The sequence below is a fragment of the Microcystis sp. BLCC-F210 genome, assembly GCF_042134685.1.
Taxonomy (GTDB): Bacteria; Cyanobacteriota; Cyanobacteriia; order Cyanobacteriales; family Microcystaceae; genus Microcystis; species Microcystis aeruginosa_D.
The window spans coordinates 46,221-65,532 of the sequence record NZ_CP169647.1 but is presented as its reverse complement, the minus strand read 5'-3'; the positions used below and the strand labels follow the sequence as shown (position 1 = coordinate 65,532).

17 protein-coding genes, 1 tRNA gene and 1 other RNA gene are annotated in these 19,312 nt (G+C 41.8%); 14 read left to right on the top strand and 5 right to left on the bottom strand.

Annotated elements, in window-relative coordinates; translation table 11 throughout:
- Positions 1 to 271 precede the first annotated feature (271 nt).
- Together ACE3JL_RS00305 and ACE3JL_RS00300 are read left to right on the top strand one after the other, a co-directional pair.
- The gene (locus ACE3JL_RS00305) at positions 272 to 853 is read left to right on the top strand and encodes a thioredoxin family protein (protein WP_002741102.1); all 582 of its coding nucleotides are present in this window, start codon (positions 272 to 274) and stop codon (positions 851 to 853) included.
- A gap of 88 nt (positions 854 to 941) precedes the next feature.
- Positions 942 to 1,793 (top strand): cytochrome c biogenesis CcdA family protein, encoded by an 852-nt coding sequence (locus ACE3JL_RS00300; RefSeq protein ID WP_002741108.1) that lies wholly within the window; start codon positions 942 to 944, stop codon positions 1,791 to 1,793.
- A 47-nt stretch (positions 1,794 to 1,840) separates the two neighbouring features.
- On the opposite strand, the gene ACE3JL_RS00295 is transcribed toward ACE3JL_RS00300, so the two are convergent.
- Positions 1,841 to 2,647 (bottom strand): nuclear transport factor 2 family protein, encoded by an 807-nt coding sequence (locus tag ACE3JL_RS00295; RefSeq protein WP_271989150.1) that lies wholly within the window; start codon positions 2,645 to 2,647, stop codon positions 1,841 to 1,843.
- A gap of 77 nt (positions 2,648 to 2,724) precedes the next feature.
- Between ACE3JL_RS00295 and murG the strand changes: the two genes are divergently transcribed.
- A complete protein-coding gene (murG, locus tag ACE3JL_RS00290) occupies positions 2,725 to 3,798 on the top strand; it encodes an undecaprenyldiphospho-muramoylpentapeptide beta-N-acetylglucosaminyltransferase (RefSeq protein WP_375328592.1) in 1,074 nt (357 codons plus the stop codon).
- Here murG and ACE3JL_RS00285 read toward each other — a convergent pair.
- The 3 genes from ACE3JL_RS00285 to ACE3JL_RS00275 form a co-directional block, all read right to left on the bottom strand.
- Positions 3,780 to 4,370 carry a Uma2 family endonuclease gene (locus ACE3JL_RS00285; protein WP_375328591.1) on the bottom strand — a complete coding sequence of 197 codons (591 nt, stop codon included), beginning with the start codon at positions 4,368 to 4,370 and terminating at the stop codon, positions 3,780 to 3,782. The two genes, murG and ACE3JL_RS00285, sit on opposite strands and share 19 nt — an antisense overlap.
- A gap of 35 nt (positions 4,371 to 4,405) precedes the next feature.
- On the bottom strand, positions 4,406 to 5,266 hold the full coding sequence (locus tag ACE3JL_RS00280) for a fructosamine kinase family protein (RefSeq protein WP_271989154.1): 861 nt from the start codon (positions 5,264 to 5,266) through the stop codon (positions 4,406 to 4,408).
- A gap of 214 nt (positions 5,267 to 5,480) precedes the next feature.
- A complete protein-coding gene (locus ACE3JL_RS00275; RefSeq protein WP_375328590.1) occupies positions 5,481 to 6,770 on the bottom strand; it encodes a M16 family metallopeptidase in 1,290 nt (429 codons plus the stop codon).
- 275 nt (positions 6,771 to 7,045) lie between these two features.
- Here ACE3JL_RS00275 and ssrS point away from each other — a divergent pair.
- The 3 genes from ssrS (at position 7,046) to ACE3JL_RS00260 (ending at position 9,119) form a co-directional block, all read left to right on the top strand.
- A non-coding RNA gene (gene ssrS / locus ACE3JL_RS00270) (6S RNA) lies at positions 7,046 to 7,233 on the top strand.
- Positions 7,234 to 7,432: 199 nt separating this feature from the next.
- The gene (locus tag ACE3JL_RS00265) at positions 7,433 to 8,812 is read left to right on the top strand and encodes an NAD(P)/FAD-dependent oxidoreductase (protein ID WP_375328589.1); all 1,380 of its coding nucleotides are present in this window, start codon (positions 7,433 to 7,435) and stop codon (positions 8,810 to 8,812) included.
- A 52-nt stretch (positions 8,813 to 8,864) separates the two neighbouring features.
- A complete protein-coding gene (locus ACE3JL_RS00260) occupies positions 8,865 to 9,119 on the top strand; it encodes a hypothetical protein (RefSeq protein ID WP_193957863.1) in 255 nt (84 codons plus the stop codon).
- A gap of 379 nt (positions 9,120 to 9,498) precedes the next feature.
- Here ACE3JL_RS00260 and ACE3JL_RS00255 read toward each other — a convergent pair whose 3' ends face one another.
- Positions 9,499 to 10,140 carry a bacterial microcompartment protein gene (locus tag ACE3JL_RS00255; RefSeq protein ID WP_002734433.1) on the bottom strand — a complete coding sequence of 214 codons (642 nt, stop codon included), beginning with the start codon at positions 10,138 to 10,140 and terminating at the stop codon, positions 9,499 to 9,501.
- Between the two features lie 190 nt (positions 10,141 to 10,330).
- Between ACE3JL_RS00255 and ACE3JL_RS00250 the strand changes: the two genes are divergently transcribed.
- The 8 genes from ACE3JL_RS00250 (at position 10,331) to ACE3JL_RS00215 (ending at position 19,306) form a co-directional block, all read left to right on the top strand.
- A complete protein-coding gene (locus ACE3JL_RS00250; RefSeq protein WP_375328588.1) occupies positions 10,331 to 11,377 on the top strand; it encodes a glucokinase in 1,047 nt (348 codons plus the stop codon).
- Between the two features lie 7 nt (positions 11,378 to 11,384).
- Positions 11,385 to 11,612, top strand: a complete 228-nt coding sequence (locus tag ACE3JL_RS00245; protein ID WP_375328587.1) for a hypothetical protein — start codon at positions 11,385 to 11,387, stop codon at positions 11,610 to 11,612.
- 64 nt (positions 11,613 to 11,676) lie between these two features.
- Positions 11,677 to 11,748: transfer RNA gene (locus ACE3JL_RS00240), tRNA-Gly, on the top strand.
- A gap of 179 nt (positions 11,749 to 11,927) precedes the next feature.
- A complete protein-coding gene (locus ACE3JL_RS00235) occupies positions 11,928 to 13,424 on the top strand; it encodes a tetratricopeptide repeat protein (RefSeq protein WP_375328586.1) in 1,497 nt (498 codons plus the stop codon).
- A gap of 117 nt (positions 13,425 to 13,541) precedes the next feature.
- Complete coding sequence (locus ACE3JL_RS00230) at positions 13,542 to 14,165, top strand: DUF1788 domain-containing protein (protein ID WP_375328585.1); 624 nt, start codon at positions 13,542 to 13,544, stop codon at positions 14,163 to 14,165.
- A 13-nt stretch (positions 14,166 to 14,178) separates the two neighbouring features.
- Positions 14,179 to 17,685 carry a BREX system P-loop protein BrxC gene (gene brxC, locus ACE3JL_RS00225; RefSeq protein WP_375328584.1) on the top strand — a complete coding sequence of 1,169 codons (3,507 nt, stop codon included), beginning with the start codon at positions 14,179 to 14,181 and terminating at the stop codon, positions 17,683 to 17,685.
- A gap of 74 nt (positions 17,686 to 17,759) precedes the next feature.
- Positions 17,760 to 18,824, top strand: a complete 1,065-nt coding sequence (locus tag ACE3JL_RS00220; protein ID WP_002766560.1) for an ATP/GTP-binding protein — start codon at positions 17,760 to 17,762, stop codon at positions 18,822 to 18,824.
- Positions 18,821 to 19,306 (top strand): hypothetical protein, encoded by a 486-nt coding sequence (locus ACE3JL_RS00215; protein ID WP_375328583.1) that lies wholly within the window; start codon positions 18,821 to 18,823, stop codon positions 19,304 to 19,306. The genes ACE3JL_RS00220 and ACE3JL_RS00215 overlap by 4 nt, the downstream gene beginning before the upstream one ends.
- The last annotated feature ends 6 nt before the right edge of the window (positions 19,307 to 19,312 follow it).

The following is a 19,312-nucleotide window of genomic DNA, read 5'->3' as shown; positions in this document are numbered from 1 at the left end:
ATTTCGGGAAAAGATGATCCCTTCGTGATCGGTAGATGAATTTTTGCTGAAAAGATTGAAGGACGATTCTCCTGGATGGATGAGGGCAATTGCCAGTTAAAGTCAGATTTTTTATCTATTATCTATCTGGTCTTCATCTGAGACTCAGGTTTCTAGAATTTAATCTTAACTGTCAGCTACACCGGTTTCCTCCGGTGGCAAGCTGGATTCTTCCGGGGTAATACCCTTGACTTACCAAAAAATCTCTAATCTTAATTGGAAAATTTAACTCATGCGTAAACCATCAGCGTTATTATGGCTCGGTCTTTGTCTTAGTAGTTTAGCGGTTACGGTTTCCCTGGTAGCTGGAACATCGGCGAAAACCTTGACTAATTCTGATTCAGTGGTCAGTAAAGGTACTTTTAGTATTGCCCAAGCTAATCCCTGTGCCTCGAAAAATCCCTGCGCTAGCACTGATCCCTGTGCCTCGAAAAATCCCTGCGCTGCTAAACAGGGTAATGTGGGCGGTCCCTTAGCGCGACAATTGCAAGGAAAACCCGTGGTTGTCGATATCTATGCTAGTTGGTGTCCTGCCTGTAAAAATGTTGCCCCCACTCTTTCCCAACTTAAAAAAGATTACGCGGGTAAAGCTAATTTTATCGTCTTAGATGTCAGCGATCGCTCGAAAGCGGACAAATCAGCCCGCAAAGCCCAAGAATTGGGTCTAGGTCGTTTTTTTGAGGCCAATAAGTCCCAAACTGGCATGATTGCGATTATTGATCCCGCTACGGGTAGTATTTTGGCACAATACCGGAATAATGCCGATAAATCTGCCTATTCCTCCGTACTGAACTCGGCTATTAATAAAAAATAGTCGAAGATTGCCCAGCTTGGGGAGTACCAGCGATCGCCAAGGACTCCCGGGGCAATTTTATTTTTTTGGATCATTTCAGGAGAATTTTATGCGACGAGTATCGGAGTCAGTCGAAGGGTTGAAACCTGACAAAAAAGCGAAAATATCGAAAAAATTATTATTTTATCTGGTTTTAGGGCTTCTAGCTCTTATTTTAGTCCTTACTATCGGACCAATTATCGGCCATCCTCTGGAAAGAGCAATCTCGATCGTCGAAAATAGCTATCAGCAATGGTTAGATCGACAAGACACAACCAATCCTCTAATTTTACTGCCCTTAGCTTTTTTGGGGGGCGTAATTGCCAGCATATCTCCCTGTATTCTGGCACTATTACCCGTTAACCTCAGCTATATTGGCACCCTGAAAATAGAATCTCGTTGGGATGCCTTCAGCAAAGCAGGTTTATTTGTACTAGGAGCGGTGACAATTTTAAGTCTTTTTGGTTTAGTTTCTTCCTTTGCTGGGGCGGTGATGGTGGAGTACCGAGGTTATATTAATATTGTTGTCGGTTTGATTATGGCGGTCATGGGTCTGTGGTTATTGGGAGTAATTAAGCTACCTTTACCGCAAATGAACTTAAATCTCCCCCAAGCAGGTCCCTACGGAGTCGGATTAACTTTTGCTCTTGTTAGCTCTCCCTGTGCTAGTCCTGTCCTCTTTGCTGTTTTGGCCGCCGCTGCCGCTACTGGTTCTCAAGTCCTCGGCACCCTGACCATGGTTAGTTATGCTCTTGGTTATACAATTCTCATTTTCTTGGCCAGTTTATTTACTGGTCTAGCCAAACAAAGCCGGAATTTATTGCAACATTCCGAGACGATTATCCGTTTAGGTAGCGTGGCACTGATGGCGACGGGAGCCTATTATTTAGTTACTGGTACTCAGTGGTTTATGGGCAGCTAAGATGGTAACTCTAGAGGGGGAATGCCAAAAAAGCCGCCAGATAAAATTTATTTTTCTACCTTAACCCGTTGAGTAACGACAACAATCCCATCTCCTTGAATTAAAATCGCCGATAACCAACGATTTTCTGGTGTTGCCGGCGCTTTTACCCGCTTAAACAAACCGCCGGACTGTAATAATTCCAATTCTAGAGGCTTTGTATTAATATAACGCTCAATATCTACTTTCTCATCGATCGCCGCTCCGGCCAATAAATCATCCCCTAAAGGTTGGCGAACAATCACATCAAAATCAAATTCTTGACCGACTTTCACCCTTTCCGGAATTCTCACTTGAATACTGGGAGGATTTTTGCCGGTGCTTAACTCAACCCTCTCGCTTAAAATCTCCTGATAAACCAGTTTATTCCCTTGAAATTGCTGACGAGAACGAATCGTGGCATTCATTCCCACCACTCTTCCCTGCACCTTTCCCGTCCCGGTAATTTTAGTAATTGTATTGGCCGTTAACTTGTCCCCAGAACGACTCCAAGATTCGAGGGTCGTGGTGTATTCTAGATTGTTATAACGTTCCCAAAAATGAGTTAAAGCCTTTTTAGTTTTTTCGTAGGTCAAACCATCGGAGTTAGTAAATTTCGGACTATAAAACTCCATTAATTGCTTGAGATTTCGCTCATTAGCCGCCGTTTCAATTTTGGAGATAAGGGTTTTTAAATTAGCTGGAGCAGTTTCTGGCTTTTCGGCCCGCAAACTGTTGGCAAGGGTAAAAGTTAACCCCAAACCTAACAGCAACGATAGAGAAAAATTGAGGGATTGACGAAAAAATTTATCGGGAATCGTGTTCAAGTTACGCATTAGTGATAGTTTGTGTAAGGATCGATAACTATGGTAGATTATTTCATTCTAGGACTGAATTTACCCTCTCTCGAATTATGGCACGCACTCCAACCCGTCTCCTGATTGCCGCTAGTGGTACTGGTGGTCATTTATTTCCCGCTTTGGCCCTGGCCGAGCGCTTGCCGGATTACGAGATTGAATGGTTAGGAGTTCCAGACCGTCTGGAACAGTCCTTAGTTCCAAAAACCTATCCCCTGCACAGCATCCCGATTGAGGGGTTTCAATCCCGTTTGGGGTTAAAAACTCTCAAGATTCTGTTCGGTCAACTGCGGGCCATTTGGCAAGTGCGTAGTTTAATCAAAAAACGTCAGATAGCGGCAGTTTTTACCACCGGGGGTTATATCGCAGGACCCACCATTTTAGCGGCTCGTTTAGCCAATATTCCCGTCATCCTACACGAATCTAACTACATACCGGGCAAAGTCACTAAAGTTCTCGGTCGCTGGTGCGATACGGTTGCCCTCGGTTTTCAGGGAACCGCCAGCTATTTACCCGGCACTCGCAGCATTTGGGTTAGTACACCAGTACGCAAGCAGTTTCTCATTCCCCAGTCCCTAGATTTACCGATTCCAGAGGATGCTTTTTTAATTGTCGTTGCCGGTGGTTCTCAGGGGGCCGTGGCTCTTAATCAAATTGTCCGACAAAGCGCTCCCCAATGGTTAGAAAAAGGTATTTATATCGTGCATCTCACGGGAGAAAACGACCCCGAAGCAGATAGTTTACGCCATTCTAACTATTTTTCCTGGCCTTTTTACGACAATATGGCGGGATTATGGCAAAGAGCTAATCTGGCTATCAGTCGCTCCGGAGCCAGCACTTTAACAGAATTAGCGATCACTTGTACGCCTTCGATTTTAATTCCCTATCCTTTTGCTGCCGAAGACCATCAGTTCTATAATGCCAAAGTTTTCGCCGAAGCTCAAGCCGCTTATCTTTATCGTCAAAATGAGTTAACTGCTCAGTTTTTAAGCGAATTAGTCCTCGATTTATGGTCTAATCCCGAAAAATTGGCCGCCATGGCTCAAGAAGCTTCTCATCTAGCTATTAGTGACAGTGCCGATTTATTAGCCGATTTGTTGAGAAGAAAGAGTCAAAAAGATAGTTTTTGAAACAAATCGGCCACGGGAAAAGTGAACCCCAGAACCACATCTTCCCCCTCCAAAAAATCTCCTGATGTTAATAATCCCTGCGGTTCGTACCCGCAACGATAAACTAAAACATAGTGTTGACCTGGACTGATAACCCAGAGCAAACGAGTACCATTGGCAAAATACTCGGCAATTTTGTCCTCGATTTCTGCCACTGTATTCCCTGGAGAGAGAATTTCTACCACTAAATCTGGCCCACCTTCTAAAAAACCCGTCGGCAATTCTTCCAATCCTTGCAGACGTTCCTTAGCAAAAAAAGCTATATTAGGAGAGCGTTTATTGCCATTTTTCATAGTAAAAGCAGTGCTGGAGTCCAATAATACTCCTAGTTTTCGAGATGTTACTAAAGCGAATAAAGCAGCACTTAAAATAATGGCAATATAACCGTGTAAAGCCCCAGAATTGCCCATGTTAATTAACTCTCCCTTGACCAATTCGTAACTATTACCATCGTCAGGTAACGCCATAAATTCTGCATCAGTCCATACTTTTGTCTCTGGAGTTTTAATCACAGTATTTTCTCGAACAGACATAATTTATCCTTGGTAAAGATTCACAAGTAAAACCCTTAAAGAATTTCCTGTAACATCCGATTGGCCTGGGAAGCGTAACCACCACCAAATAAATTAAAGTGATTGAGAATGTGGTAGAGATTGTAAAGAGTTTTGCGCTTTTGATAACCGGCATCGAGGGGGAAAACATCGTTATAACCCCGATAAAAAGCCGCCGGAAAACCGCCAAAAAGTTCCGTCATGGCTAAATCTACCTCCCGGTCTCCCCAATAGGTGGCAGGGTCTAAAATTACTGGTTCCCCATCGACGGTAATTGCCGCATTTCCCGACCACAAATCACCGTGGACGAGAGAGGGATGGGGTTGATGCTGACTCAAAATCTCGCTAATAGCGGGAATAACTTGATCCTCGTCGGGAAAATTGCCCCCGCGCTCCTTCGCAAGTCTTAATTGATAGCCAATACGCTGATAAGCGAAAAAATCCGCCCAATTGTTACTAATGGTATTAATCTGGGGAGTAGAACCAATGGTATTATTACACTGCCAACCAAAGCGATCGGACAGGGAAACTTGATGTAAATGAGCTAAATTTTGCCCCATTTTTTCCCAGCTTTGACTATTGCCACCGCCAAATTCTAGCCACTCTAGCACTAAATAACTCGACTTATCAGCAATTCCCCAACAAATTGGCTCTGGAACCCTGATAGTCTTGGTAGCGTGAATTTGCTTTAATCCTAAAGCTTCGGCTGCAAACATGGCCTCTTGATTCGCTTGGTTAATCTTAACAAAATAAATTAAACTATTGCCACTAACGGCATAACCCTGATTGATACAGCCACCACTAACGGGATGACTTTTCTCAATTTCAAAGGGTTTTTCTGTGGTTTGGGTAATATGTCGAGCAATTTGAGTCCACATAGGTTATCAGTTATCAGTTATCAGTTATCAGTTATCAGTTATCAGTTATCAGTTATCAATTATCAGTTATCAATTATCAATTATCAGTTATCAGGTTTAAGTTTTAAGTTTTAAGTTTTAAGTTATCAGGTTTAGGTTTTCAATTTTCAACAAATTTAGGCTCTTTCACTGATTACTGATTACTGTTCACTGATTACTGATTACTGTTCACTGATTACTGAATTGGTCTTACCACCACCACACCGTAAGCGTGGGGATTTAAATACTCTTGACAGGCATTTTGAATATCTTCTAAAGTGAGAGCTTCAATGTGTTGGGGATAACAAAAAGCCGGTTGTAAATCACCGAGCTGAGTATGATAATAACCGTAAAGGTTGGCTCGATCGCTCGGTCTTTCATTGCTAAAAATAAACCGATTGGCCACTTGGGTTTTAACTCGTTCCAGTTCAGAAACTGTCACAGCTTCTTGTTGAATTTGTCCAATCTGTGCTACCACCTCTCTCTCCACTTGCTCGATATTTTCCGAGGCTAATTGGGCCGACACGGAAAACACCCCTTGCACTGCTTGGGACATATTACTGGCAGTTATTTGGGAAACTAAGCCCTTTTCTTGGCGCAGAGACTGAAATAATCGCGATACCTTGCCCTGACCCAGAATAGCCGCTAAAACATCGAGAGGATAGGTTTTTTCTAAGTCTCTCAACCCCGGCACTTTCCAAAATAGGATTAAGCGGGCCTGCTGCAAATTTTCATCCTCGTATTCTTGACGGATAATCTCGTTAAAAGGAGCTTCGGGCTGTAGATTAGCGATAGGATGAGAAATAAGCCCAGAATTGCCCTTACTGCCTAAAGTATCTAAAGAATCCCTCACAATAGCCATTAAATCATCTACCGGCAAATTACCCACCACCGCCACCGTCATCCATTCGGGACGATACCAAGTCCGATGAAAATCGCGCATTTGTTGAGCAGTAAGATTTTCAATCACTGCCATCGGACCCAACACTGGACGACGATAGGGTAAAACTTGAAAACAAGTCTCCATGGTGCGATAAAAAGTGCGACGACGGGGATTATCCTGAGAACGACGAATTTCTTCTAAAATAACCTGTCTTTCCCGCTCAAAAGCTTCATCAGGGATTAAAGCTTCTAAAACCACTTCTAGCTGCAGCGGGGCCAGATGGGCGAAGTCCTGCGGGGCAGTGGTAATGTAATAATGGGTGTATTCTTGGCTAGTAGCGGCATTAGTCACCGCTCCCCTCGATTCGATCGCCCGTTCAAATTCACCACTGTCTAAGTTAGGGGTTCCCTTAAAAACCATGTGTTCGAGAAAATGAGCCATGCCATTGATCTGATCCGATTCTAAGGCCGAGCCGACCTGCAGCCAAACATTGAGATTAACCGCTTCTACCGGTTGACTTTCGGCAATAATCGTCAAACCATTGGCAAGACGGTGCAGAATCGGAGTGTTAAGCGTGGCAGGTTTCCCTAGGATAGCCGTCATTCTTTATTAGTCCTCGGTAATCACTCTGGCAAAAATTGTCACTTTTCTCTATTGTAGTCCCAGACTTTCACAGAGCCAACAAGATCAGGTGTTGGGTGTTAGAAGTCAGTATTCAGGAGACGGGAGATAGGAGATAGGGTTTTGGGGTGATAGGGTGATAGGGTGATAAGACAGTTTGCCCACTTCCCCACTTCCCCACTTCCCCACTTCCCCACTTCCCCACTTCCCCACTTCCCCCCTTGCCTCTGAGAAAAAAAATGCTATGATGAGAACAAATCGGGCTTCTACGTTGGTGACTGCCTTTCAAGTTTTTTGATCTATGCTTGATTGTGATAAGGGAGCGAATAACCAATCCGTGTGGTAGTAAACCGAGCTTGTACTCGGAAACAGAAATGCGGAATATAAGTTCCCACCTGGTTAACCCAGGTCATAAACTTAGGTAAAACGGCGTAGCGGTCTTTTCAAGTTTTTCGAGCATATATAGGTCAAATTCTGGGGAGATTCCCTGTACTTCCTTAGTTTTGCCCTCTTGGTTGGTCAAAAAAGCCAGTATTTATATTTTTTTCTAGGGTAAAGACTACTGTTTTCGGTAACGCTTGTCACCGCTAAATTGTGACAATCCGGACTACACTAGGGAAAAATTTATGAATTATTGTTAAGCAATGACTAAAAAACAGCCAAGAGTTGTTATCATCGGCGGCGGATTTGCGGGTTTATACACGGCCAAAGCCCTAAAAAACGCCCCCGTTCATGTTACCCTCATCGATAAGCGAAATTTCCATCTTTTTCAGCCCCTCCTCTATCAAGTCGCTACTGGGGCGCTATCTCCGGCCGATATCTCCTCACCTTTGCGCTTAATCCTACGGGGTCATGACAATACAGATATTCTCCTCGATCATGCCATAGATATAGATCCGGTCAAGGGAGAAGTGATCTTGGAAGATCACCCACCGATCGCCTACGATCAATTAGTTATTGCCACGGGAGTCAGTCATCACTATTTTGGCAATGATCAATGGCAGCCCTACGCTCCGGGGTTAAAAACCATTGAAGACGCAGTAGAAATGCGTCGTCGCATCTATCTCGCTTTCGAGAAGGCCGAGAAAGAAATCGATGGCGAAAAGCGGCAAGCTTTATTAACTTTTGTTATTGTCGGTGGCGGACCGACGGGGGTAGAATTAGCAGGAGCGATCGCAGAAATTGCCCACGGTGCGCTTAGGTCTGATTTCCACCAGATTAACCCCACAGAAGCGAAAATTTTGCTCTTAGAAGGGATGGATCGGGTATTACCTCCATATTCGCCCGATTTATCCGCTAAAGCTGCCGCTTCTCTCATAAAATTAGGGGTGACAGTGCAAACTAACAGCATCGTTACCAATATTGTGGAAGGTTGTGTCAGCGTCCGTCAGGGAGAAAAAACCACAGAAATCGCTGCCGAGACAATTTTATGGGCAGCAGGGGTAAAAGCATCGAGAATGGGGCGAATTTTGGCCGAAAGAACTGGGGTAAATCTCGATCGCGTCGGCCGGGTAATCGTTGAACCCGATTTAAGTATCGCCGGTTATGGCAATATTTTTGTGATCGGGGATCTGGCTAATTTTGCCCATCAGGGAGATAAACCCTTACCCGGAATTGCCCCTGTGGCCATGCAGGAGGGCGAATATCTGGCGAATTTATTAATTTCTCGCCTAAAAGGGCAAACTATTCAACCTTTTCATTATATCGATCGAGGTAGTCTGGCAGTGATCGGCCAAAATGCGGCCGTGGTTGATTTGGGATTTGTCAAGTTTTCTGGGTTCATCGCTTGGTTAGTCTGGGTTTGGGCCCATATTTACTATCTGATCGAATTTGATAATAAATTAGTGGTGATGGTGCAATGGGGTTGGAATTATTTTACCCGCGGTCGTGGCGCTCGTTTGATTACGGGAGAGGGGCAGAATTTAGCCTCGGGACAATTGCCGCAAAATAACGGCCAAAATAATAATAATCTCGCCGTTTCTAACCAGACGGAAACTCTCTCTCCACCGATTGTGAAAGTGTGAAAAAATAGCCGTGATTATCTAGTTATCAGTTAGCAGGTAAGAACAATCGATCATGAAAATAGAACGTCCTCACAGTCTAGAAATTACCCCAGAGGAAAGCCAAGAATTAGAATATTTACGGGTTAAAATTGAACGAGCGATCAAAGATGGTGTGATCACAAGAATAGAATTTGAATCGATTAAAACAATCATGTTTTCTAATAAGAAAAATAATCCCGACCAAATCCTCCGGCAAGTGACACTCTATCGCCATTTAGTCGTTGAAAAAATGAATAATGGCGAACTAATTTTTGAATCTCCCCAATAGGGCGAAATCCCCCTTTTATCTATTTAGTACAAATGCTCAAACTTTCTTTCCCTTCTTCCCAATTCCCACTATCCTATACCTTTTCAACGGGATTTAGTAAGTAGCTAGACACAATTAATTAGGGCTTGCGGCAAAAAGTACGGGCGAAGCATTCGGATAGAAAATCTACGATTTCACCGATAGGTTATTGCCCGAATGCTTCGCCCCTACAGGACTCGGGCTGATGAAGACGCAAGGTTTTTAACGACGATTCTCTCAAAATCTTGCACCTGTTTCGCGAGAAAAGCCATAAAACTCTTACGTTGCCTACATTTCACATTTATTCAGCAAGCCCTAATTATACATATCTAAACACCTCTTGCCTTTTGCCTTTATTAGCTTATTCTTTTTTGTCGCTACCCGGAAAAGCTCGACCTTGAATATTTTCTAAAGCTGAAACTGCCGCCCTAGAACCAGCCATAATATCTCGTTCTTCTCCCCCCAAATATAATCGGCCAAAACTGCCCACGGAAGTAACGTGTAGGATATTAATTAAAGCGGCTTTTTCGGCCTGATTAGCAGCGAGGGAAGCATAGGCGGCTGGTTGCACTTCCAAAACGTATAAAGTCTGTCCTGCCATTAACATCATACCGCGAGAACTACGGTTAATTAATTGGGCTTGGTAAGCGTCAATGTTGCGAATAATTTGGCTAGAAACAATTTGCGGTTTCAGACAATCGCGCTGACTAACGCCTAAATACTGCAAAATTGCCTGACCGGCCGCCCTGACCTCTCCCTGACTGCTAGAATGGAGTTCTAAGAGTCCATAGAGTCGTTCTACGAATAGAACCCCCGGACGAACCACGGCGGATTTGAGGGCAATATCGGTGATGCGATTAATCTCGATGCCGGGGGAAATTTCAATCCAGAGGGAAGCATCCCCGGGTAGGGGTAAAAATCCTTGGGCGACTGTACCGATGTAAGCAGCGTGTTGAAGCTGTAGATTGTCAAGATAAACGTAACTGCGAAGTTCTACACCCAAGCTAATTTCTCCCTCTTTCTGTCCTCTAGCAAATCCCCATTCCAACCTCAGAGCGATGATTAATCAATCCTTAATTAGGGCTTAGGCATTACCATGTTTAACTATAGTATATAATCGGCTGCCCTTAAATTTGCTGGGTAGAAGCGGTAAAAAAACTATAATTATGGGGACAAACTGAGGGAAAACCAACATGACGATTCTTTTAGGGGGAGATATCGGGGGAACTAAAACAATCCTGCGTTTAGTGGATTGCCAAAACTCACCGGATAGTCCCCAACCCCTGCTAACCACTCTTGATCAAGAAATTTATCCTAGTAAAGAATACCCCGATCTGGTTCCGATCGTTCAGCAGTTTTTGACCCGACAAACCACTATTCCCTCGGTGGAAAAAGCTTGTTTCGGTATTGCTGGTCCTGTGGTTAACAATAGTTCTGAATTGACTAATTTAAGCTGGTCTCTAACTGGCGATCGCCTAAGCCACGAGCTACAGATTGAGCGAGTAAAATTGATTAATGATTTTGCGGCGATCGGTTATGGGGTGTTAGGATTAGCCCCAGAGGAGCTGCACAATCTACAGTCGGCTCCGGCAGTACCAGAGGCCCCGATTGCGGTTATTGGTGCGGGAACGGGGTTAGGAGAGGGTTTTTTGATTCCTGTGTCGAAGGGTAAATATCGGGTGTTTGGTAGTGAGGGTTCCCACGCCGATTTTGCCCCTCGATCGAGTTTAGAATATCAACTATTAAATTATCTCTTGGAACTCCATAATATCGAGCGCATTTCGGTGGAGCGAGTGGTTTCTGGCCTTGGAATCACTTCTATCTATCGATTTCTCCACGATAATAACTATAGTCAGTCCTCGCCGGCCATGGCGGAAATTTACCGCACTTGGTTAGAAGAAATGGGTAAACCGCAAAAAACCGTCGATTTAGCGGCTAAAATTGCCAGTTTTGCCCAAGATGACTCGGATTATCTCTGTTATCAAACCATGAAAATCTTTATCGAGGCCTACGGTGCGGAAGCGGGCAATTTAGCCCTTAAGTTACTTCCCTACGGAGGACTATACATCGCAGGAGGGATTGTGGCCAAAAATCTTCCTCTAATGACTGAGGGTAGCTTTATGAAGGCTTTTCGGGCTAAAGGTCGGATGAGGGAGTTGTTAAGCAATATTCCCGTTTATATCGTCCTTAATGCCCAAGTGGGACTAATGGGGGCAGTTTCCTGCGCTAGTCAGTTATGAGCGAGGGTTGACTGGATTTTATCAACAGCAGCAGCGATTGAGGCAAGCGATCGAAAAAATGTTCTCCACTAGGGTTTTCCTGCCCTTGGCTGTGCTTGGGGGGGGCTTAGATGTTATTTTTGGGTTTTATCAACAAAAACCGCTAGAAAGCCGAAAAAATGCGGATCAACAGCTAGAAAAATTCCTACTGTCCTGTCAAGAAAAAATGTCAAATTTCGATGTTTTGGACTGGTGATGGAAAAAAGCCTAGGGCAGTTGCTCTGGCTGGGGGGGTCAATGCTATGATTAGGAGGACTTTTGCGGGTATAGTTCAGTGGTAGAACGTCACCTTCCCAAGGTGAATGTCGCGCGTTCGAGTCGCGTTACCCGCTTTTGACGACAATTGATTTGACATACATTAGGTCAAGTCGCCCGAAAAGGGCGAGGCTTTAAACCCAATTTTTTGGTAATATATCAATTAACGGGCAAGATGGGCTTGGTCAAGTTAACCCCTTTGGCTGTTAACCGTCCCGTCAAGCTCCTCTAGGGCAAAGATAATGCTATCGCTACCATGAAACTAATTATTGGGGGACGTTACCAGGTTATTAAACCCCTAAGTCAAGGGGCTTTCGGTCAAACTTTTTTAGCCCAAGATAACTATCGTCCCGGATGTCCTCAATGTGTGGTCAAACAGTTAATCCCCCAGGTGGTTAACGAAGTTACTATAGGATTGTTTGAGAGTGAGGCCAGAGCTTTGGAAAAACTCGGCCATCATCCTCAAATACCGCAATTTTTCGCCAGTTTTCAAGAGAATAAGTCTTTTTATATCGTTCAAGAATTTATCGATGGTCACGATCTTAGTCAAGAAATGTCTAGGGGTAAGCGTTTAGAAGAGAGTCAGGTAATTGAGTTATTACAAGATATCTTGGAGGTTCTCGCTTTTGTCCATCAAAATAATATTATTCACCGGGATATTAAACCCCATAATATTATCCGTCGCCAAGGGGGCCAGCTAGTTTTAATTGACTTTGGCGGAGTCAAACAAGTGGGAACTGAAGGGACAAAAGTAAAAAAGACCAGTATTTCTATTGGGATTGGCACCCCCGGTTATATGCCTAGTGAACAGGCGCAAAATAAACCGCGATTGTCTAGCGATGTGTATGCTGTGGGAATTATCGCTATTCAAGCCTTAACCGGTCTCAAACCGACGCAATTTCCCGAAGATGCTGAAACTGGAGAAATCGCTTGGCGCAATCAGGCCGATGTTAGAGATGATCTGGCGGTTATTATCAATAAAATGACTCGTTATGACTGGCGCCAACGTTTTCCCTCGGCAGCAGAAGTTTTAGATGCCATAAAAGATTTAAGGCAATTGCGTCAGCAAAAAGCTTTAGTGCCGGAAATTTCAGCAGAGCAGTTGTTTTATCGCGGTAACGCGTATCTCGATTTGGGGCAGAATTACGAAGCAGTTCAATTGTATCAGCAATCCCTGCGAAAAAAGCCCAATTTTGTCAATGCTTGGTATAATTCTGGTCTAGCCCTAGAACGATTGGGTCGTTTTCCTGAAGCTTTAGAGTCTTTTAATCAGGTAATTCAATTAGAGACTAATAATGCCCGGGCTTGGTTTTATCGCGGCATCGCTTTAGCTAATTTACGACAAATCAGTGATGCGATCGCATCTTTGGATAAGGCGATTCAACTGCAGCCAGATTATCTGGAAGCATGGCATTACAAGGGTATGATTTTATGTCGGATGCAACGTTATGCCGAAGGTCTAGCGGCTTATAATCAGGCCCTGGCCATTAAATCCGATGCTAATGTTTGGTTTAGCAAAGGCGAAGCTTTACGGGAATTAGAACGACTCAGTGAAGCGGTCGCCGCTTATAATAAGGCTTTACAGTTACAATCCCAAAAGGCTGAAGCATGGTATCAACGGGGTTGTTGTCTCTACAAGTTAAAATGTTTCTCGGAAGCAGTGGTTTCCTTTAACCAAACCCTACAACTAGAGCCTAGCCATCAATTTGCTCTCCAACAACGAAATTTAGCCCTTAATCACCTGAAATTGTAGGCAGCAAGCCAGCTTTTTGGCGATTAATCCTGTTCCTCTAGCCCTTAGTGTGGGAAGTGGGGGGAAAGATTTTGACTCTTATTCAGATAAAATGGGCATACTAATATTATTGACAAGATGGGCGAAATTTGGATGTCTTCTCTTGAAACAATAGCAATCAACCAAAGATTTGAATATTTATTATCGGTCCTGTCAGCAGAGCGATTTCTCAAAAAACAGGGAATTGGCAATGAAGTTCCTTTTTTTATCTGTCCTTACCCACCTCAAGACAGTGTTGAAATGGAACGTCTGCAAAAGCAACTGGTTAGTCAGTTGCATCAAAAAGGGATTCGCATATTAGAGATCAATCTTTATGATCTCTGTCTTGAATTATTGAGGAAACGGCAGATATTTGAGCAAATTCTCGATATAGAATCCTCCATATCTAAAGGGGAACTGAAAGAGCTTTTACAAAATGTGTTAGATTCGGAGAGTCATTTAATTCCAGCCCTAGGCGAAAAAATTGCCGAAAATCCGTTTGATATCTTGTTTTTATGGGGTGTTGGTCAAATTTTTCCCTATATTCGTTCCCATAATGTTCTTAATAACCTCCAAACCACGAACAACAACCAACCGACGGTAATGTTTTTTCCGGGGGCCTACACCTATTCCCTAGAGTCGGGAGCCTCTCTCAATTTATTTGGACTCTTAGGAGATGACAAATATTATCGAGCTTTTAACATTTACGAGTACCAAGTTTAAGGGAGAACTAATTATGCAGTTAAGTAGAATTTTTGAGAAACAAGTTAGTCGTCCTATGGAAGGGGTAATCAAAGCGGATGCCAATGATGAGGCGAGTCTGCACGTTGAACTAGAAGAATATGTGCTTACCGGCGAGGTTGAAAAACGCCTAGAGGAGTTTTTGTCAGCTTATAACAATTATACAGGAGTTAATGGGGTTTGGATATCGGGCTTTTTTGGCTCTGGTAAGTCCCATTTATTGAAAATATTGGCCCTGTTGTTAGAGGATCGCAGGCTCGAAAATAGCCAAGCAATTGAAAAATTTTTACCCAAATGTCGGAACAATGAAATTCTTAAAAGAGACTTAAGGAAAGCCGTTGCTATTCCTGCTCAAAGTATTTTATTTAATATCGATCAAAAGGCGGATGTCACCAGTAAAACAGAATTTGATGCTTTATTATCAGTTTTTAGCAAGGTTTTCAATGAAGCGCGGGGTTATTATGGAAAACAGGGCTATATTGCTCAGTTTGAAAAAGAATTAGATGAGCGGGGGTTATATACTGCTTTTAAAACTGAGTATGAATCCGTTGCCGGTAAACCCTGGGAAAGGGGACGGGAACAAGTCATTTTAGAAAGGAAAAATATTGCGATCGCCTATGGAAAAGTGACTGGCGCATCGGTGGAAAATTCCACCAATATTCTCGATTTATATCGTCAGGATTATAAACTTTCCATTGATGATTTTTCCCAAGAGGTAAAAGCATTTATTGAACAGAAATCCTCTAATTTTAGACTAAACTTTTTTGTGGATGAGGTGGGACAATACATTGCGGATAATGTTAAATTAATGACCAATTTACAAACCATTGCCGAGAGTTTAGCCACAAAATGTCAGGGACGTTCTTGGGTGATTGTCACCGCTCAGGAAGACATGGAAACGGTATTAGGAGAAATGGGAAATCATCGAACTAAGGATTTTTCTAAAATTCAAGATCGTTTTGCTAATCGCATGAAATTAACCAGCCGGGATGTGGCGGAAGTTATTCAGAAACGTCTGCTGACAAAAAATGAGGATGGTGTTAGAATACTCGGGCAGATTTATGAGCAACAACGGCATAATTTACCTACCTTATTTCGCTTTTCCGATGGCTCAAGGGATTTCCGTAATTTCCAAGATAGAAAACATTTTACCGATTGTTATCCTTTTATTCCCTATCAGTTTACCCTTTTTCAGTCTGCTATTAGAGGATTATCTATACATAGTGCTTTTGAAGGAAAACATAGTTCGGTAGGGGAACGCTCAATGTTGGCGGTTTTCCGTAAGGTGGTAATAGCAATTGAGGAGCAAGAAATTGGTCATCTAGCTACATTTGATTTAATGTTTCAAGGAATTCGATCAACGTTGAAATCTAATATTCAGAGTGGTATTACTTTAGCGGAAGATAATCTTAATAATCCTTTTGCCGTGCGTCTTCTCAAGGCATTATTTCTAGTTAAATATGTAGAGGGATTTAAGGCTAATTTACAGAATTTATCTATCCTGATGTTAGAAGAGTTTGAACAGGATATTTCCCACCTACAAAATCGAGTTCAGGAAGGGTTAAACCTGCTTGAACATCAAACCTACATTCAGAGAACGGGGGACTTGTATGAGTATTTAACGGACAAGGAAAAAGACATTGAGCAGGAGATTAAAAATACAGAATTAGAAGATAATAGGATTTTAGATGCCTTAAATAATTTAATTTTTGAGGAGATTCTCAAAATCGCAAAAATTCGCAATCAAGAGGGGACGCAAGATTATCAATTCTCCCGTAAGATTGATGGAATACTTTATAAACGAGAATACGAGTTAAGTATTCAAATCATCACTCCTTTTTTCTGGCAACATGAGCAAGAAAAAGCCCTACAGATGGAGAATATGGGACGGGATGAGTTATTAGTTATTATCCCTTCTGATCAGCTTTTAATGAAAGATTTAACCATGTATAAAAGAACAGAAAAGTATATTCAACAGAATATATCTGTCACTCATCAGGAAGAAGTTAAAAGTATTTTGAATCAAAAAAATCAAAGCAATCAACAAAATTACGAAAAGATTAAAAACAGGCTGAAAAGTTTATTAGGACAGGCTAAGTTATTTGTATCGGGAAGGGAGTTAGAGATTAGCAGTAGTGATGCTCAAGGCAGAATTATTTCAGGGTTTCAGAAATTAATTGCCGAGGTGTATCATAACTTTCAAATGTTAGGGGGAGTGACTTATAAAGTCGAACAATTTAAGCACTTTTTAGAACCGTCTCAAGAGAGTTTATTTAGTAATGATCCCAAGGATTTAAGTGAACCAGAAAAAGAGGTTTTTAACTTTACTCAAAAGGATAAAGAAAAGGGGTTAAGGACATCTATGAAGTCTCTAACCGATAATTTTCAACGTAAACCCTATGGGTGGAGTGAGGGGGCGATTTTATGTATGGTTGCCAAACTGTGCGCCAAAGGTAAGCTAAAAGTGGAAAGAGAGGGCAATTTGTTAGAAGGAGGGGCATTAGTTGAGGCTATTTGTAAGTCCCGTAATTATAGTAATATTTTACTACAGCCACAACAGAAATTTACCTCTTCACAGGTACGAAAACTTAAGGATTTTTATGAGGAATTTTTTGCTCAACCCTGTGGAGATAATGAACCTAAAGCTATTTATCAGAAAACGCAAGCAGCATTTCAGGAACTCAGCCAATCGATTCGAGAAACACTCTCAGAAATGGATAAATATCCTTTTTTATCGGCTTTAGAACTGGCTCGACAAACCCTGAATGATGTATGTAATAAGCCTTATGATTGGTATCTTACCGATTTAACCGAACGAGAGGATGAGTTATTAGATCTTAAAGAGAATGTAATAGATCCGATTCGGAGTTTTATGCAGGGGGAACAAAAACGGATTTATGATCGGGCTAAACTGTTATTAGAGACTCAAAAGCCCAATTTTAGTTATATCAACAGCGATAATCTATCTCAACTGAGAACAGTTCTCACGGATACCCAATGCTTTAAAGGAAGCCGGATGCAGCAGGTAAAGGGGTTAATAGAGTCGGTAGAGGCAGAAATTTCTAGCGAAGTTACCAAGGAAGTGGAACAAGCACAGGAAGAAATCGGGTTGTTACAAGAGCGAATGGGTAAAATGGCCGAGTTTTCCCAACTTTCTCCGGTGCAACAGCAGGAAATTCTGAAATCTTTTCAGGATTGTTGTGATTCTATTGCTCAAGAAGATTTGATTGCTATGATTCGCAGTACCCGTCAGAAGTTTGAAACGGATACCTATCCTCGGTTACTCTCAAAAATGACTAAGTTGACGGGGGTTGATGGGGTTTCTTCCCAGGCAACCCGTCGGGTTAAGGAGTCAGAAACTCAATATATACCCAGTCAGACAATTAAGATTAATTTTGGCAAGGCATGGCTGGCAGATGAGGCGGATGTGGAGGAGTATCTCTCGGCAATGCGTGAGGCTTTAATAGCAGAAATTAAGGAAGGTAAACGGATTCAAATTTGAGAAGTGGGGTGTGGGGTTGTGGGAACTATTTACCACGATATAGAGATTGCCGATTTCTTGATTGAGATGAAAAGATGATTACATCATTAGAACTGAGAAATTTTACAGCTTTTCGACGTTTAAAAATTGATTTTTCTCCGAAGATTAACGTCATTATTGGAGAAAATGGGACAGGAAAAACTCATTTGTTAAAAGTTGCTTATGCCCTTAGTTCTGGGTATAAACTGTTTAAACAGCCATCGGAGATGGAGGAGTCTGATTTAAGGGATTTTTTAACCGAGCGGTTAATTCGTCTTTTTCTTCCTTTAAATAATAAATTAGGAAAACTTCATCACACGGGAGCAGAAGAAAGGGCAGAATGTACTATTAACTTTTCCCTAGAGCAAATGCTGAAAATTAGTTTTTCTAAGAGTTCCCAATCTGTGCATATTATCGAGAATAAAAATTATGAGCAATACCAACAAACTCCAGTTTTTATTCCTGCTCAAGAATCTTTATCTTTTATGGAGGGAATGCTTAGTCTCTACGATAGGTATCAAATGACTTTTGATGAAACCTATCGAGATCTATGGTCACTGCTAGATTTACCTGTTATCCGGTCTGAAAATCTTCAGGAAAAATCTAAATGGGCGATGGAAGAAATTAAAAATATTTGTGGGGGAAAATTTATCTTTTATGGAGGAGGTAGGGTAAATTTTAAAGTCAAAAATATAGAATATTCTGTTAATGCAATCGCTGAAGGTTTTCGCAAGATGGGAGTATTATCTAGGTTATTAGAAACGGGTGCAATTCAACCGGGGATGAGTGGGACATTATTCTGGGATGAACCAGAAGGAAATATTAACCCTAAATTAATGAGGCTATTGGTAGAAATTTTACTAGAATTATCTCGTAATGGTCAACAAGTTATAGTGGCTACTCATGATTATGTTTTTTTAAAATGGTTTGATTTACTAATTGATGAAAAGAAAGATGATAAGATTACTTATCATAGTCTTTATCGGGAACAGGAAAATAATCAATTAAGGGTTAATAGCACCCATGAATATCTAGAAATTTACCCGAACCCAATTGATGAAGCTTTTGAGGCTTTAATCAATAATGAAATAGATAAAACTATGGGAGTTTTGGGGAAATGAAAATTGAATGTGATAGCTTTGAGTTTGATTTTCCTAATGCTTTAGATGTTTTTATTTTTGATGAAAAAGAAACCAATAAACTTCATTATCATGGGTTAAGTCATGCGATGAAAGCAGTAGATATTATCGTTGAGTTGACCGATTTTTATTTGTTTATTGAAGTTAAAAATTTCCATAAACCCGAACAGTATCAAGACTCTAGCTATTTTAGTAATTTGCGAGAAACTCTTAAACATAAATATCGAGATTCTTGGTTATATCGTTGGTGTGAAAATAAAATTGATAAACCGATTAAATATCTCTGTTTACTCGAATTAGATACTCCTCTTTTATCTCGTATGAATAAGGAATTACGCCAACAAATCCCTATTGGTCAAAAAGGAAAAAGATGGAGTCAAGAAATTTGTAATAGTTGCATTGTGCTTAATTTTGCCATCTGGAATCAGCAATTTACAGCATGGCCGATAATAAGATTGTCTTGAGAAGTT

What these genes read in the sequence shown, in the direction of transcription:
- ACE3JL_RS00285 (WP_375328591.1), bottom strand. Translation starts at nt 4,370, where the DNA reads ATGTCTGTTCGAGAAAATACTGTGATTAAAACTCCAGAGACAAAAGTA.
- ACE3JL_RS00265 (WP_375328589.1), top strand. Translation starts at nt 7,433, where the DNA reads ATGACTAAAAAACAGCCAAGAGTTGTTATCATCGGCGGCGGATTTGCG.
- ACE3JL_RS00260 (WP_193957863.1), top strand. Translation starts at nt 8,865, where the DNA reads ATGAAAATAGAACGTCCTCACAGTCTAGAAATTACCCCAGAGGAAAGC.
- ACE3JL_RS00220 (WP_002766560.1), top strand. Translation starts at nt 17,760, where the DNA reads ATGATTACATCATTAGAACTGAGAAATTTTACAGCTTTTCGACGTTTA.
- ACE3JL_RS00305 (WP_002741102.1), top strand. Translation starts at nt 272, where the DNA reads ATGCGTAAACCATCAGCGTTATTATGGCTCGGTCTTTGTCTTAGTAGT.
- murG (WP_375328592.1), top strand. Translation starts at nt 2,725, where the DNA reads ATGGCACGCACTCCAACCCGTCTCCTGATTGCCGCTAGTGGTACTGGT.
- brxC (WP_375328584.1), top strand. Translation starts at nt 14,179, where the DNA reads ATGCAGTTAAGTAGAATTTTTGAGAAACAAGTTAGTCGTCCTATGGAA.
- ACE3JL_RS00295 (WP_271989150.1), bottom strand. Translation starts at nt 2,647, where the DNA reads ATGCGTAACTTGAACACGATTCCCGATAAATTTTTTCGTCAATCCCTC.
- ACE3JL_RS00230 (WP_375328585.1), top strand. Translation starts at nt 13,542, where the DNA reads ATGGGCGAAATTTGGATGTCTTCTCTTGAAACAATAGCAATCAACCAA.
- ACE3JL_RS00215 (WP_375328583.1), top strand. Translation starts at nt 18,821, where the DNA reads ATGAAAATTGAATGTGATAGCTTTGAGTTTGATTTTCCTAATGCTTTA.
- ACE3JL_RS00280 (WP_271989154.1), bottom strand. Translation starts at nt 5,266, where the DNA reads ATGTGGACTCAAATTGCTCGACATATTACCCAAACCACAGAAAAACCC.
- ACE3JL_RS00250 (WP_375328588.1), top strand. Translation starts at nt 10,331, where the DNA reads ATGACGATTCTTTTAGGGGGAGATATCGGGGGAACTAAAACAATCCTG.
- ACE3JL_RS00235 (WP_375328586.1), top strand. Translation starts at nt 11,928, where the DNA reads ATGAAACTAATTATTGGGGGACGTTACCAGGTTATTAAACCCCTAAGT.
- ACE3JL_RS00300 (WP_002741108.1), top strand. Translation starts at nt 942, where the DNA reads ATGCGACGAGTATCGGAGTCAGTCGAAGGGTTGAAACCTGACAAAAAA.
- ACE3JL_RS00275 (WP_375328590.1), bottom strand. Translation starts at nt 6,770, where the DNA reads ATGACGGCTATCCTAGGGAAACCTGCCACGCTTAACACTCCGATTCTG.